We start from the raw sequence: 15596 nt of genomic DNA on the forward strand, positions 1-15596 counted from the left end.
GGTCGGTTCAACCGAAGGTTGGCCGACCCACAAATCTTTATGCAGGGAGTAGTCCTCTATGACGAAGTACATTTTTGTGACTGGCGGGGTGGTCTCTTCGGTTGGCAAGGGGATTGGCGTAGCTTCGATTGGCCGCTTGCTCAAGAGCCGCGGCTTTACCGTCTCGGTTATGAAGCTCGACCCCTACCTCAACGTCGATCCCGGTACCATGTCGCCGTACCAGCACGGTGAGGTGTTTGTGACGGCTGATGGCGCTGAGACAGACCTTGACCTCGGCCACTACGAGCGCTTTATTGATGTCAATCTGAGCCGGTTGAGCAATGTCACCACCGGTCAGATCTATTCGGCGGTCATCGCCAAAGAGCGGCGCGGCGATTATCTGGGTGGCACGATTCAGGTGATTCCGCATATCACCAATGAGATCAAGGCGCGCATCGGCGCGTTGGCCCGCAGCAGTCAAGCCGATGTGGTCATTGTCGAAATTGGCGGCACTGTTGGCGATATCGAAAGCCTGCCTTTCCTTGAGGCCATCCGCCAGATGCGTAAGGACGTTGGGCGCGACAATATTCTCTACATTCACGTGACATTGTTGCCCCACATCAGCACCGGCGAGCTGAAGACCAAGCCGACCCAGCATTCGGTGATGGCGCTGCGGAATGTGGGCATCAGCGCCGATGTCATTCTTTGCCGGGCCGATCGCCCGATCGACGACGATATTCGCGAGAAGATCGCCTTTTTCGCCGATGTTGATGTGCGCGCGGTGATCCCGGTGCCAACCGTCGATTCGATCTACGAAGTGCCGTTGGTGCTCGAAGATATGGGGTTGGGCGAGTATCTCGTCGAACGGTTGGGATTGCCGGCGGCGGCTCCCGATCTTGACGAATGGCGGGCGCTGGTGGCGCGCATCAGGCAAGAGAAGCGCCGGTTGCCGATTGCCTTGGTGGGCAAGTATGTCGAATTGCACGACGCTTATATCAGCGTGGTCGAAGCTTTGCATCACGCTGGGCTTGAGCAGTCGATCGACGTAGATATTTGCTGGGTGGCTGCTGAAGATGTCGAGCGCGAAGGGCCTGCCCGTTTATTGTCAGGCGTCTATGGCATTCTTGTGCCCGGCGGGTTTGGCGAGCGCGGGATCGAAGGCAAGATTGCCGCCGCCGACTACGCGCGGGTGAATGGTATCCCGTACCTTGGCTTGTGTTTGGGCATGCAGTGCGCAACTATTGCGTTTGCCCGCCACGTGCTCGGTACCCACGATGCCAACAGCACCGAATTCAACCCGCAGACCGCCCATCCCGTGATCGATCTGATGCCCGATCAGCGCGATATTACCGAAAAGGGCGGTACGATGCGGCTTGGTCTCTATCCCTGCGATCTCGTGCCGGGCACGCGCGCCCATGCCGCGTATGGCTGTGATCGGGTGGAAGAACGCCACCGCCATCGCTTTGAGTTTAACAACCGCTACCGCGCCATCTTAGAGGCGGCTGGGTTGGTGATCAGCGGCGTCTCGCCCGACAAGCGGCTGGTTGAAATTATCGAACTGCGTGACCATCCATGGTACGTGGCCAGCCAGTTCCACCCCGAATTCCAGTCCCGTCCGGGCAAGCCGCATCCGCTCTTCTATGGCTTTGTGGCAGCAGCGGCGCAGACGCTGCTCGCCGGTGAAGCGCGCCAGTTGCCGCTCGTGGAAAGCGCCTCGTAACCCTTGCCGCAGCGTGTACGCTGATAAGCCCCTCGCTCATCAATTGAGCGAGGGGCTTTTGGGTCTTCTCAATCGGCAATGGCGCTGTTGCAACAGTGCGCAGACGATAACCCTCTGGCGCGCGCAACGCCATCTGCGCTGAGCCGCCAAATGCTGCTCGTCCACCGCAGGGTGAGTCACCACAGCGTGATTCAAAAATTGCTCAAAATTTCTGCGAATCCTTTTGGCATCTCGCGCGGTTTCATATATGAGCACACTTTTTTTATACCGCTGAGGTGTCGCATGCGATTCGTCCACCTGTTCGTCTTACTCTTCGTCCTGACCGCCTGCGCTGCGCCGATGGCCAGTGCCCCTGAACCATCCCGGCCCGTGCCGGCGCCTACCCAAGCCCCTGTGGCGAGTGGCAGGCTGGTTAGCCCATTGCAGCCACGGCTCTGGTTAGTGACCGATTCGAGTGCGGTATTGGCTGCCGCCGCAAACGCAGAGTTTGCCGACTTGCCGCCGGCGCCGCCAACCAACACGGCGCACAAATTTGCCGTCGAATGGCTCAAGACCACCCTCAAGTTCATTGCTCGTGATGGGCTGCCGCCTACTCGGGCTGCTCGTGAATTGATGCTCGTATCGGCCGCGCTCAACGATGCGTTACTGATCGGGCGGGAAGCCGCACAGGAGCAGCCGGTTGATAACCCTGCCCTGCTAGCCGGCGCGATGTGGCCGGTATTGCGCTATCTTCATCCCCAACACAACGAGATCATTGAGGGGTATGTTTACGTATCGCGCTGGCATGGGCTATGGCTGCGCGATCCGGTTCCGCCGGAGCAGCTCGCGCGCAGCTTCCAGATTGGGCAAGCGGTGGGCCACGAGGTGGTCGCGTGGGCGCAGCAGGACGGCAGCGATGCGGTGCGCGAGATTGTTTTGCCGGCTAGTGGTGGATGGAACACGAAACAACTCCCGCTTGATCCTCATTGGGGCACGGTCAAGACTATAGCCTTGCCCGCCGGCGATGCCATTGTGTTACCGCCGCCGCCAGCCTGGGACAGTGAAGAGATGGAGCGCGAACGCATCGCCTTTCGGGCGGGGCAGCAGGTGCTGACCGATGAATATCGCGAACTGGCGTGGTATTGGCACGCCGATGTGGGCACCGTCACTCCTGCTGGTCTCTGGTTTGAGACAGCGATTACGATGGCGCTGGTCAACAAGCTCGATGAAATGCAGACGGCGTCGCTCCTTGCGCATCTCGGCGTTGCCATGCACGACGCTGCCGTAGCGTGCTGGTACAACAAATACCTGTACGGCTTCCAGCGCCCCGAACAATGGATGGCAGAGGTGGAACCGGCGTGGCAACCGGTCTTGCCCACCCCGCCTCACCCTTCGTACCCATCGGGCCATGCTGCTTTTAGTTCGGCGGCAGCCAATCTGCTGATGGTCACCTTCCCACACCATAAAGACTTGCTCGTCGAGCGCGCCGCTGATGCTACTCGCTCACGCATTATTGGTGGCGTGCATTGGATGATGGATGGTATGCAGGGAATGGCCTTGGGCCGTGATGTCGTGCGGTATGTGTTGACTCGGTAACGGAAGGGTATTGATCTCTATGCAACGCAGCTATCGTCGTCGAATTGTGCTGATCGCCATCACTGCCGTGATCTGGGTACGGTTAGCGCTTATTCCAGCAGCCATCGCGCAATCAGACCGGCCCCAACTGCAATTGAGCAATTACATTGATCGGATCGGTCAAGTGCTGGTCGATTTCTGGCAACTGCCGCCTACCACCAGCGAGTTGCGCTGGCGTTGGAATCAACCGCCAGTTGATGATAGTGCATGGGAACCACTACTTGTCTTTCAAGGATTTGCCTTTGCGTATGTGCCGGGCCCACCAGAGACATCCAATCCATTGTGCCAACATCACACGTTCTACGCTGAGCTGCGTGATGTCGATGGCAATACCACATTGCTGAGCGCACCATTAACAATCGATCGCGCCGTTGACATGATTGTCAATGTGCGCTGGCCGGAATATGCAATGACCGGCTACACAAATCAAGATACAATAATGGTGCAAATGATTGATAATAATGATTGCACTGGTCTACGTCTTGGCGTGTTTTCGATTGATGATGAGGTGTTGTATGATCTCCCCATCATTTCAATTGCACAGTCAGCGCGCTATGATGAGTACCCACTGCTCGCCAAAGAGGGTGGAATGGTGCTCTATTTCATCGCATACGATGGGTTGTCCAATATAGGATACCTAGAGTTGCCGTTGGTACGTGATGTAACACCGCCTATGGTAACGCAGACAATCACTCGTGTGGAAAGAGGTGAACAGATCAGTCAGCTTACTATCTCTGGCCAGTTTCTGGATGTTTATGCGCCGTTGCCGTGGGCGATTGAATGGCGATTCGTTAACCGGTATGGCGTTTCCATCGGCCAGCCGGTGTATCACGTACTGGGTGCGCACGAGGTGCAAAGCGAAGGCAATGGTGTAACGACCGCCAGTGGTTCGCCATTCCAACTTAGCGTGTCATTGGGCGCTATCCCAAATGATGCAGCAGCGGTGCATCTGAAACTCTTTGACCGCGCTGGCAACGGTCAGGAGATTGAGCCGGTAGCCTTCACTGTACCCGACATAACGTATACCGTGTACATTCCTCTCGCTGTGCGTTAAGCAGTTTTCTCTCGTTCCTCGCCAAGCACTCACGTGGTGACGCTCTCTGAGCGTCGCCATGGGTGAGTGCATGCGCAAAACGAACGCTGGAGGTGTTATGTATCCTTCCAACCATACATCTCAACTTGGGTATTGGTTGATCGTGCTGGTCGTGGTTGTTCTTTGCTCGCTCTTGCCGCCTTCACCGTTGACGACGGTGCGCGCTCAGAGTGGCAATGCCGGTTTTGCCAGCGCTGTAGCCTGTTTAGACGGCGATGTTTCCTTAGCGACCACGTGTTTTGCCGATACTATCTTTTCGCCGGTGCCGGCCAATGACCCGGCGCTGGTGCGCGTGACGTTGAGCGGGGTGAAACAAGCGCTAGCTCCAATTGGGACAAAGACTGGCGGAATAAAAAATCGGATTGCTAACAACAGCGGGATCGGATCGGTGTATGGTCTTGCCTACGATGATGGGTCAATTAGTGGTGTGCGACGTGTGTTTGCAGCAGCATTTACCCGTCGCTTTACTAGTTTTGGCCCGTTAGGGCCGGGAGGAGTGTACGAGTACCGATTTGATGATGGACAATGGCACACATCGTTTACCGTTCCTGACATGGGTAATGATCGATCGAATGATGATTCGGCTGACAATGGCATTCTGAGCGATGTGGGAAAGACTGGTTTAGGCGATATGGAGATTAGTCCTGATGGCACGACGTTATACATTGTAAATCTCGCTGCGCGCCGGATCGAGCGCTACGATATTTCACAGGCGAGACCTGTACGACTGGATCCGATTGCGATTTCGTTGCAAGCCATCACCGCTAATATTCCAACCCAAAGAGATCTTCGCCCCTTTGCGCTCGAATTTGCGCCTCTTCTACAGCAAGACGAATCGCCACGATTATTCGTAGGTATTACTGATGTGGCTTTGCCAGCCGCGCATGTTTTAGAGTGGCAGGTCAATACTGGCACATGGCGCCGAGTTCTGAGCCAGTCACTCGCATCCGCAGATCTCAACAGTCGTTTGCTTGGAACTTGGTTCGCCCAAACGCTTAAGCAACTTTATCCTAATACGACTTTCCAAGGATGGTACCCATGGAGTGATAACTTTTCGCGCATGTTGCCGATTCGCAGCAGTAGCCAAATCTATTATCCGCAACCACTTTTAGTTGATATAGAGTTTAGTCCTGATGGGCAAGCGATGCGGCTCGGTTTTCGTGATCGGACTGGAGATATTGCGTTTTTCAATAATCCACCAGCGGGGCAATTTGTTGCGATCAGTCAAGGTGACACGCTCAGTTATCGTCTCACCAACAATCAGTGGCAGCTTGAACTCAACAATCGGCCCTATGATCATGTGAAAGAGACTGATCCGAACTTCTTATTTCGCGCCCATACTACTGATTGGGTTAACGACAACCGAGTTTTTTTTGACGGCGCTCCGCCTCCTCATGTGGAAAATCACATGGGTGGTATTGTGAGTATACCTGCACCATCAGGAGAACTCATAGTCACTACAAGTCTCTTTGGCGCTGGAGCGTCTGGTCTTGGGATTTACCATCTGCCTGAACGAAATCGGCAAGCTTCGCTTACGCTGATTCCGTCGGGTACGAGTAAAGCGCCCGGCCTCGGCGATCTCGAACTACTCTGCACCTATGCCTTTATTCGTGGCCGGCTTTGGCATGATGTGAACGGCAATGGCGTGCGCGAGGCGGGTGAAGCGCTGCTGGGCGGGATGCGTCTTGAAGTAGTTGATCCCGCGCGATTGACGATATTGGGGCAGGTGGTAACTGCGGCTGATGGCAGCTATACCGTTGCTGTGCCGCCCAATCGCGCGCTGCACCTGCGCGTGGCGCTCAGCGAATTTACCGCTGGCCGCCCGTTAGCCGGTATGGTCTACGCGCCGGTGAATGCCGGTGCCGATGACAGTCGCGATAGCGATGCCCATCCCGTCTTTGGCGTGGTTGAGTTTGCTGGCCGGCATGCTGGCAATGGCGTGACCGGCGCCACGTTGCCCTTGCCATTGCGCGAAGCGACGGTTCGTGACGTTGATATTGGCCTGACCCGCCAATTTCAACCAGCGACGATCGGTGATCGAGTGTGGCACGATCTCAATCGCAATGGCGTGCAAGACAATGACGAGCCCGGTGTCGCCGGCGTGTCGCTGCGGCTCGAACGCTTGCCTAGTTCGGCGCCGGCGATAAACGCTTACCCACGGGTGGCGGTGAGCGATGGCCAAGGGCGCTATACCTTCGCTAATCTCGAACCCGGCCAGTATCGGGTGGTCGTAACAGGCGCGCAAGGGTTTGCCTTTGCGCCGTTTGGTCGTGGCGGCAATGCTCTGCGTGATAGCGATGTCGATGAACAGACGGGCGCGAGTGCAGTGATTGTTTTAGGCTATGGCTCCATCCGGTCTGATATTGATGTTGGTTTGGTCAGCCAGCCCCAAACCGATCTCAGCATTGTGCTGAGTGGGACGGCTCAAGCGGTCGTCGGCGATGAGTTGGTTTACACCGTAACCTACCGCAACACTGGTAACGTTGCCGCAACCAATGTTGCGGTGCGGATGGGCCTGCCATCTGGAGCAACCTTTCTCAGCGCCAGCCGTGCGCCTAACCAGAGCGGTGCGACGTTGATCTGGCAGTTTGCGCGGCTTGAGCCAAACGCCGCCGGTGCAATTGCGGTGCGCGTGCGCGCGCCGGCTGCGATTGGCGCCAGTTTGAGCCAAACCGTGACCGCTACCGCAACGATTAGCTCTAATCCGTCTGACTCCAATCCGGCCAATAATAGCGCCAGCCAACAGACGCACTTAACACGCGCTGAACTCAACATCAGCAAAGAAGCGCCGGCGGCGGTGCTCAGCGGTGATGCGCTGTTTTACACCCTGCGGGTGGTGAATCGTGGCAGCGCACCAGCGGCCAATGTGACGATTGCCGATCCCCTGCCGGCGCAGGTGGATTTTACCAGCATCCTGCGCGCACCGGCGGGAACATGCCGCTATGAAGGGGCGCAGCATACCTTCCGCTGCACGATCAGCAGCATTGCGCCGAACGAAGAAGTTATTGTCAGCGTGCAGACGAAACCGCGACCCACTGCAGTCGACCGGCTCGATAACCGGGCCACCGTCACGACCACGACCGCCGGTGACTCGCCGGTGGACAATACGGCGACGGCGAGCACGGCCCATGTGCGTCCCAACCCGGCCGTCAGTCTCGCCTTCGTGCCGGCGCCAGCCCCTGCGGGTGAAGCGGTCGAGTTGGTGGTTGGCTATCGCAATCTTGGCAATGGGCTGGCCCGTGCTGTGACAGTTACGGTTGATGCGCCGGGAGCAGCGACGATCACCACATTGCCGTCGATGTGCCAGTCCAATGGCAGCCAGTTAGCTTGTGACCTCGGTGATTTGCTGCCAACAGCAAGCGGCGAGCTGCGCATTGGTCTCACGCTGCCGGCGACGATCGCAGTTGATCAACTGGCAGCGCAGGCCACGATTGCGACGACGACCCCCGAATTACCTGCGTACCAAGCAGATAACACGTCTAACACCACAGTAGCGATTGTACGCCCCAACCCATTCGTGCAGTTGCGCGCGCCTGCCAGCATTGTTGGGCAGGGCAGCGTGTTTGCCTACACGATTGACTACGGCAACCTGTATCGCCGCCGGCCTGCCCAGACTCGCGCCGCTGCTAATACGACGCTTGAACTGGAGCTGCCGGCTGATGTGCAACTGGTCGGGGCTAGCCGTTTGCCTACGAGCCAAATCGATCGCCGGTTGCGCTGGGATCTAGGGACGCTGAACCCGCAAGCTGCCGATACTATCGAGGTTGTGGTGCAGACGAGCGTGCCTGCCGGTGCGGTCTTGCCGGCGATGGTTCGCATCTCGACCAGCACGCCGGCGGATGATCCGGTTGATAACATCGCCTCGCTTACGATTAATGTGGCGCCGCCGCCATCTACCATCGGCGCAGCAAGTGGTGATTTGCGGGTGGCGATTCGCTCGAAGCTTGACCCGGCGACGAATGACGCGAACCAGACGAATGGCATTTACCTCTCGAATGGCGCAGCGATTGCGTGGCCGGTGGGTGAAGTGCTTGATCTGACCCCGCAACTGGCTAACTTGACCTTTGTTGATGAGCCGTTACCGTGGCCGTATGCCTACCAAGCACGCGTCGTGGGTTGGAGTGTGGCCGAGGTGGCAGTAGGTGGGCAACGCTTCGACCCACGTGCCGCCGATAGTCGCGGAATGGCCGGTTGCCGTCCGGGAGCGCGTCCGCTGCTCACCCCCCAACTGCTGACCGGCTGCATCTATCGCTATCTTGGTGGCCAGAGCCGTGATCAGCTTAGCGCCAGCGTGCTGCGCGAACGCGATCTCGATGATCAGCTCCATCTCTACTGGAGCCGTCCGCCGGCGCCATCGATGCGCCCTGATGTCTACCTCTACACGGCTGACGTCCTTGATCATGCCCGGATCACCATCCAGATCGAGCTGGAAGTGCAGATTGTCAATCAAGCGCCGGGCAGCATTGGCGGGGTGCCGCTACCGCCGGTGCCGGTGGCCCCGCTGCCTAATCCGGCCCGCCAGCTTGTGACCGGTCAGATCGAGATCACTTTGCTGGCGCCGCGCTCGCTTGTTGCGCCGGGGAATTGATGGGCCATCCGTTGTGGTAGGCAACGCTGGCGCTGTCTGCCGCCAATCAACCCACACGATGAAAACGAAGCGCTCACGAAACCGTTCACCCCCAATGGTGATGAGCACGCAGGCAGGCTCTTGACAAGCTGTGTGTAGGGAAGGGAAAGGAGGGTCGTGCAATCCACCCAACTGCTGCGTTCGCGATTCTCGGTCTTGGCAAGATGTAGCGAAAGGATTTGAGTAATGCGACAAGCTCACCGGCGCGGCCAAACCCTTATCGAGATGGCGCTAGCTTTGCCGATCTTGTTGACCTTGGTCGTCGGTCTCTTCTCGGTCGGCCAGATACTGCTTACCCACTACGCCGTCAGCCAAGCGGCGCGCGCAGCGGCGCATCAGGCCGCGCTCACCGGCGGCAATCGCACCGTTACCGAAACTGCGGCGCGCCAAGCTTTGGCTGGCAGCCTTGGGATTGAGCCAACTGCCAGTGAAGTGGTGATCTCGTGTCCGCGTCAGCCGTGCCGCCGGTATGACCCGATCACCGTTGAGGTGCGGTACCGCGCCGCGCTGTGGGCCCCGGTCGCCCTGTTGCCCTTTGGCGACGAGATCGTGGTGCGCGCTCGCGCCACTCGCGCTGCCGAGCGCGATCAGCAGTAGGAGGCCCGCATGCACGGTCGCCGGTTGGGTCAAGCATTGCCGCTGCTGGCATTGATGTTGCCGGTGTTGGTGCTCTTTGTGATGGTGGTGATTGAGTTAGCCAATCTCTGGCTGGCGGTGGCGGTGATGGAAGATGCGCTTCAGCAGGCCACCCGCTCGGCGGTGCAGCAGATCGAGTATGCCGCTTTAGCGCGCAATGGGCAAGCGCTGCGCGGCAACCGTGCGTGCCAAGCAGTGACCATTCACTCCTCTGGTCCGTGCACGGCAATTGTGGAAGTAGCGCATCAATTTCTGCTCGCCAATTTGCAAGCGACGCAGGTGACCGGGATGGATCCAGCTTCGCTGGCGGCTACTGCGCGCTGGACCGTTTTACCGCAAGGCGGCGCGTGTGCTGGGGTAGCTAGTGCAACGCCGCTGCTCTGCGCCGAATTGCAACCAACCCTGCGCGGATTGTTTGGCTTGGGTGAAGTGCGCCCTCGCATCCGCGCGGCTGACACCATCGATCGTTTGGGCCAACCGTAACTTGCATCGAAAGGAGAATTTGAATGTCCGCTCTTGGCACGCTCAATCAGGCGCTCACCCGTCGCCGCGCGAATCCGCTCCCGGCGATCCTGATCGGTCTTGGTTTGATTATCACTGCGGTGTTCACTGTTCTGGCTTTTCTGGAAGCTGGGAGCAGCGAACCGGTCGTCATTCTGGCGCGCGATGTGCCCTATGGCCAGCAGATTAGTGCCAACGATCTGGCGGTAGTACTGCTGCCGCGCCACCGTCCGGCCCAACTGGCGGGAATCAGTGCGCCATCGCTCGCGGTTGGCCAGTATGCGACCCGCAATCTCGCCGCTAACGATTTATTGCAACCATCGATGATCACGGAGCGCCCGCCGGCCCAGCCGATCTATCCGAATGGCGAGGCCTTGACGGCGGGGATGGTGCCGGTGCCGTTCAGCACCGAAACCATCGGCCCGCTCACCCATCACGATCGGGTCAATATCGGCTTCAACGATCCTAACGGTTCGCCCGATGTATGCGATCAGACGCGCAGCGCTGCCGAGGGCCGCGCGCCAACGGTGCAGCCGCCGGCATCGCCCTTGCCGCCGCGTCCGTATGCGTGCCGCCTACTCAGTGGCGCGCGCGTGCTCTATGTCGATGCCGAAGCGCAGGTGGCCTACCTCGAACTGACTCCGTACCAGTCGCATGCGATTTGGGCCTTGCAAGCCGCCGGTCTGCCGCTGTGGGGCGAACGCTACAGCAGCGACGCACCGATTTTGCCTGCGCTCGAACGGCTTGACATTGGCCAGTTTACGGTGAGGGAATTGACCGCGCCGGCTACGCCCGCTGCAGCCGATAAGTAGCCGCTGGCGTTGCACACGTGAGTGCCATAGCTATGGACTGCGGCAGCTCTGCTGCCGCAACCGGCAAGAACCACGGAAGGAGTTTCACTGATGCAGAGCGGTTGGGATACTTTGACGCACACGCCGGCTTCCTCACCAACCACCAGCGCCGCTATCGCCGACGAGTTGCGCATGCTGCTGCGCAGCGGGCGTTTGCGCGATTGCTGGCATTTGCCGCCAGCGGAAGCCTTCGCGCGGCTCGGTTTTGATGGCGCGATCCGCTGGCACGAGGTGGCGTGGTACGGCCCGCTCGAAATCTGGCGCGATCCGGAGCATGCGGTCTCGGACATTCTCTTCAACGGCCCGCCCGACTCGCCCTTCTTCGTTGTCCAACGCGGCATGATGGTCAACACCGGCGTGATCGTCCATCCGGCGTGGATTGAGTGGACGCAACGCCAATTGGTGCAGCGCTGCCAAGGCGGTGCTGTTGAGGTGCCAGCGTTTGCCCAAGGCGTGGTGGATGGCTTGCGCTATGCGATCACGAATCAGCGGGCCTCGCCAGCCGGCCCTAGCCTTTCGATCCGGCTATTGCCCGAACGCTGGGCAACGCTCGATGATCTGGTGCAGAGCAATGTAATCAGCCGCGAGGCGAGCGATTTGTTGCTGGCGGCATTAAATGGAGGCGCTTCACTGTTGATTGCCGGGCCAACGGGTAGTGGCAAGACGACGCTGGCGGCGGCCCTCAGCCAAGCAATCGGGGCGCGGATGCGACTAGTGGTGATTGAAGATGGCGGTGAACTGCCGCGGAGCGCGAACAGCTTGCACATTGAAGCGCCGACTGAAACGGGCGGCTTCAGCCGGGTAGTCACGTTTGCCTTGCGCCAAAAGCCCAACTACATCATCGTTGGCGAGGTGCGCGGCGGCGAAGCAATGGCGATGTTGCAAGCCGCCGCGACTGGCCACCCCGGCTTGGGCACCATCCACGCGGCGACCGTGCAAGGTGCGTTGCGCAATCTGGAGCGGATGGCGTTGATTGGCTTGGCCCATGAGACGACCGGCGCTGGGCAAGCGGCAGCGCAGATTGTGCGCGGTCTGATTACCTCTGATGTGGTGAATCTGCTGGTGGTGCTGATCGGGCGCACTCCAAACGGGAAGCGCGGTGTGCTGGCCGTCGAAGAGGTGTTACCGCAAGGGGCGCAAGGCCAGAGCGGCGATCCCTTCCCGACCAACCCGCTCTTTCGCTACGACCGCGCCAGCGAACGGTTAGCGCGGGCCGGCTACGTCAATGCCGGGTGGGGAGCGGGCCGGTTGTAGCGGCACAGCGGCGCTATGCCTTTGGCCACAGCGGCGCTATGCCTTTGGCCACAGCGGCGCTATGACCCTCCAACTGCCCGTAACGATTGCGGTTTATCAATTCTCAAAAGGAGCAACCCCATGGAACTCATCATCTTTAGCGCGATCGAAGGCTTGCAGGCCGAAGTTGAGCAGTTGCGCGACGTGGCCGTATTAGCGCCATCACGGATCGATCAGGTGCAGCGGTTGCTGGCCGGTGCGCGCCCGCCCGATGCCATCTTCCTTGATGATAGTCGCGGGACGCCGCTGGCCGATCTGTGGGATCTGGCTGCTCGCGCCCAACAGGTGGGGACGCGGGTGATGTTGGGGTTGGCTGGCCCGGCGCGGGCAGCATTGCCCGATGCGCTGGCGGCCGGTTTACCGGCGACTGCTGAACGTAATCCGGCGGCGCTGGCCGATTGGATCGGCGCGCAACTTGGACGGCGGCGCGGGAGTGGCGCGCAGCGCCTGCCGGTGGTGGCGATCGGCGCCGCAAAGGGCGGTATTGGCAAGACCTTCGCGACCTGCGTGTTGGCTGAAGGGCTGCGCCGGCGCGGGCTTGATGTGCTGGTGTGGGATAGCGACATCTCAAATCCCGGTTTGGTGCTGGCATTTCGCATCCCGGCTAGCGCCCCGTCGTACCTCCATCTCGTGCAGCGCGGGCCGTCATATTGGAATCCGGCTGGCATCCAGCCCTTTATCTTTCAACCTGAACACACTCGTGCCAATCAGCAAGGGTGGGGCCGGATCGACCTGCTGATCGGTTCGCATGCGGTAGCGCGGGCCGAGAATGATCTGCGCCTGCCCGATTGGCAAGGGCTGTATCAGGGGATCGTGGCGCTAGAAGGGTACGATGTGGTGTTGATTGACACCCCCCCTGACTATCTGCGCCGGCCTTATGCCACTCATGTCTTGCAAGCCGGCGGCAGTGTTGTCTTGCCCACCCCGCCCGGCGCCCGCGAGCGTATGGGTGTTGGTCACATGCTCGAACACTTTACCGAATTGGCCCCGGAGCGACTCGAACGCTGCTCACTGCTCTTTATGGAGCCAGAGCGCGGGGTGACAGTGACAGTCAGCATGGTAGCTGATCTCTTTGCCCGCCGCTACCCGCGGATCGGCAACCTTGGCATCTTGCCGCGCGAACCGCGACTCGCTAGTCTTGCCGATGAACACGATGGCTACATCTCGATGCTCGATCTCGGCCCGCAAAGCCGGTTTGCCCGCGCTACCCATCAGGTGGTTGAGTCGTTGTGCGCCCATGCCGGCCTGAAACCACGCTTGCCGTTGCCGCGAGTGGGTTGGTGGGCACGGTTGAGCGAACAGATGTTGGGTCAGCGCGCTGCTGCGCCGGCGTTGCCGTAACGCTGGAGTAGCGTGGTTGGCGATATATGGCGTGCATGCCTAGCATCGTGCGAGGCGCACCCCCGTAGTTATTGCACGTAAAGGGATGAGCAACACTGCTGCGGTCAAGCAATCCGCTAACCGCAACGTTGCCAACACGATGCTCATGCGCTTGATGGCCCGTTTTGCCGATCCATTTCAGGTATGCCTTTCGCTTTCGCTTGAGGGGCGGACAGAACATTTGAGTGATCACAACTGTTGGTCGTTGTGAGATGCCTCAGCACTTGGCCCTACGCTCTCCTCTCCCGCAACGCGGGAGAGGGGCAGGGTTTGAGGGTGAACTGGCTCATCCCAATGACATTAACCACATCTATGCTCGTGCGTTCTATCCGCTCTTGAATGTTCGGCGGGGATTGTTACAGGCAGGAGGCGCTTAGCATTGCTGGGAGCCTACCCGCCCTCGCAATGACTTGAGCCGCGCGGCTTGGTTAGCCAAACACGAATAAGCTGTCATGGAGGAGATACATGCATCCTGCGTACCGTCCTCTTACGGTGCTGGAAGAGGGTGGGTTAGCCGATTTGATGCCGCAGCAGCAGGCAACGGTCGATCCGGCGGCGGCGGCGTTGCAAGCGGCGCGCGATCTGCTGCTCGCCGAGCTACCGCCCGATCTGCTCGACCCAGTAGCGCCGGCTGCCGAGCGTGACCCGGCGGTGCTGCGCGTGCTGCGGGTTGCCATCGGTACCCAAACCGAACGCGGCGGGCCGTTGGCCGGCTTGCCTACCGATGATGCCAGCCTGCTCCGCCTCTTTCACGATACGATTGGTTGGGGGCCAGCCCAACCCTATCTCGATGATGAGCGGATCCAAGAGGTCAAGATTATCGGCGACCGCATTATGGTGCAAGAAGAGGGGGCTGACTTCACCCTCGCGCCGGAACGCTTTAGCTCGCCGCGACAAGCGCTTGATCGCGCCTTGGTGCTGGCGTCGCGGCTAGCGGTGCCGCTCGACTGCAGCCGCCCGCAAGATACCTTGCCGCTCGCGCACGGCACCCGTATGCACGTGACCATCCCGCCGTGTACGCCTGACGACACTGCGCTAATCTGTATCCGGCGCGGTCGTCGCGCGGCGTGGACACTGGCCGATATTCTGCGCCGCGGCGCGTGTGATGAACCCTTGTTCGCGTTGCTGCAATTGTTGGTGCGCGCCCGTTGCTCGTTTTTGATCGCGGGTGAGACTGGCTGCGGTAAGACGGCGCTCTTAGAAGCGATCGTCAACTCATGGCCGGGTGAACCGCACGTGATCACGATCGAAGACAACACGCTTGAAATCAATGTTCGCCATGCAGCGTGGACACGCGAATTAGTGCAGACCAGCCTCGATCCGCTGGCGTTTGGGCGAGCGGCGCGGGAAGTCTTGCGCCAGACGCCCTCGCTGGTGGCGCCGGGTGAGACGCGCGCAGCCGAAGCCGGTGCGATTTTGGCCGTCGCCGTCAGCGGTCATGCGGTAGTCACCACGATTCACGCGCGCACCGCCTTGCGCGCCGTGAGCCGGTTGGCTGACTGCGCCGCGATGCCGGGAGCCTACCTCTACGAGGGCCGGCGTGCCAATGCGCTGGAAGACATTTGTGACAACTTCAACGTCGTGATCCATCTCAGCCGCACAGCGGGACGCCGCTATATCGATGAGGTGGCATTGCTCGATGGCTGTGACGAGACCGCCTCTGGCTTGCGGCCACGACTGATCCGCTTGGCGTGGGTTGAACCAACCGCTGAAGGGGTGCGCTGGCATTGCGCGGCCCGCGCCGATGGCGATCGGTTGGTCTGGCATGGCGCTGATCAGACGCCGGAGATGCTGGCACAACGGCTGGCGTTGCTCAAGCTAGCCGAGCGGCCCCGCGCCGTGGCGAGTAGCCGGGCCGTGGTTGATGAAGCGTTGGCCCAAGCTGCGTTGGCCCGCCAAGCC

Annotated in this window: 10 protein-coding genes; all 10 read left to right on the top strand. The window is 59.9% G+C overall.

The genetic code is table 11. The features are described 5' to 3' along the window. Positions 1–58 precede the first annotated feature (58 nt). Positions 59–1699, top strand: coding sequence for a CTP synthase (locus U9R81_RS04650; RefSeq protein WP_322494349.1), 1641 nt, complete (start codon positions 59–61; stop codon positions 1697–1699). Positions 1700–1981: 282 nt separating this feature from the next. Beyond that, positions 1982–3274, top strand: a complete 1293-nt coding sequence (locus U9R81_RS04655) for a vanadium-dependent haloperoxidase (RefSeq protein ID WP_322494350.1) — start codon at positions 1982–1984, stop codon at positions 3272–3274. A gap of 19 nt (positions 3275–3293) precedes the next feature. Continuing rightward, entirely contained in the window at positions 3294–4367 is a 1074-nt protein-coding gene (locus tag U9R81_RS04660) for a hypothetical protein (RefSeq protein WP_322494351.1), read from the top strand. A 97-nt stretch (positions 4368–4464) separates the two neighbouring features. Next, a complete protein-coding gene (locus tag U9R81_RS04665) occupies positions 4465–8994 on the top strand; it encodes an SdrD B-like domain-containing protein (protein WP_322494352.1) in 4530 nt (1509 codons plus the stop codon). Between the two features lie 225 nt (positions 8995–9219). After that, on the top strand, positions 9220–9630 hold the full coding sequence (locus U9R81_RS04670) for a TadE family protein (RefSeq protein WP_322494353.1): 411 nt from the start codon (positions 9220–9222) through the stop codon (positions 9628–9630). Positions 9631–9639: 9 nt separating this feature from the next. Then, on the top strand, positions 9640–10152 hold the full coding sequence (locus U9R81_RS04675; protein WP_322494354.1) for a hypothetical protein: 513 nt from the start codon (positions 9640–9642) through the stop codon (positions 10150–10152). A 23-nt stretch (positions 10153–10175) separates the two neighbouring features. Next, positions 10176–10982 (top strand): SAF domain-containing protein, encoded by an 807-nt coding sequence (locus tag U9R81_RS04680; protein ID WP_322494355.1) that lies wholly within the window; start codon positions 10176–10178, stop codon positions 10980–10982. Positions 10983–11072: 90 nt separating this feature from the next. After that, complete coding sequence (locus U9R81_RS04685; protein ID WP_322494356.1) at positions 11073–12275, top strand: ATPase, T2SS/T4P/T4SS family; 1203 nt, start codon at positions 11073–11075, stop codon at positions 12273–12275. Positions 12276–12395: 120 nt separating this feature from the next. Next, a complete protein-coding gene (locus U9R81_RS04690; protein WP_322494357.1) occupies positions 12396–13655 on the top strand; it encodes a ParA family protein in 1260 nt (419 codons plus the stop codon). Between the two features lie 504 nt (positions 13656–14159). Then, positions 14160–15596 (top strand): ATPase, T2SS/T4P/T4SS family (locus U9R81_RS04695; RefSeq protein WP_322494358.1); only part of this gene is annotated, 1437 nt, incomplete at its 3' end.

The sequence above is a fragment of the Chloroflexus sp. genome (genome assembly GCF_034435895.1).
Lineage (GTDB): Bacteria > Chloroflexota > Chloroflexia > Chloroflexales > Chloroflexaceae > Chloroflexus.

What these genes read in the sequence shown, in the direction of transcription:
- U9R81_RS04650 (WP_322494349.1), top strand. Translation starts at nt 59, where the DNA reads ATGACGAAGTACATTTTTGTGACTGGCGGGGTGGTCTCTTCGGTTGGC.
- U9R81_RS04690 (WP_322494357.1), top strand. Translation starts at nt 12,396, where the DNA reads ATGGAACTCATCATCTTTAGCGCGATCGAAGGCTTGCAGGCCGAAGTT.
- U9R81_RS04670 (WP_322494353.1), top strand. Translation starts at nt 9,220, where the DNA reads ATGCGACAAGCTCACCGGCGCGGCCAAACCCTTATCGAGATGGCGCTA.
- U9R81_RS04660 (WP_322494351.1), top strand. Translation starts at nt 3,294, where the DNA reads ATGCAACGCAGCTATCGTCGTCGAATTGTGCTGATCGCCATCACTGCC.
- U9R81_RS04665 (WP_322494352.1), top strand. Translation starts at nt 4,465, where the DNA reads ATGTATCCTTCCAACCATACATCTCAACTTGGGTATTGGTTGATCGTG.
- U9R81_RS04655 (WP_322494350.1), top strand. Translation starts at nt 1,982, where the DNA reads ATGCGATTCGTCCACCTGTTCGTCTTACTCTTCGTCCTGACCGCCTGC.
- U9R81_RS04675 (WP_322494354.1), top strand. Translation starts at nt 9,640, where the DNA reads ATGCACGGTCGCCGGTTGGGTCAAGCATTGCCGCTGCTGGCATTGATG.
- U9R81_RS04685 (WP_322494356.1), top strand. Translation starts at nt 11,073, where the DNA reads ATGCAGAGCGGTTGGGATACTTTGACGCACACGCCGGCTTCCTCACCA.
- U9R81_RS04680 (WP_322494355.1), top strand. Translation starts at nt 10,176, where the DNA reads ATGTCCGCTCTTGGCACGCTCAATCAGGCGCTCACCCGTCGCCGCGCG.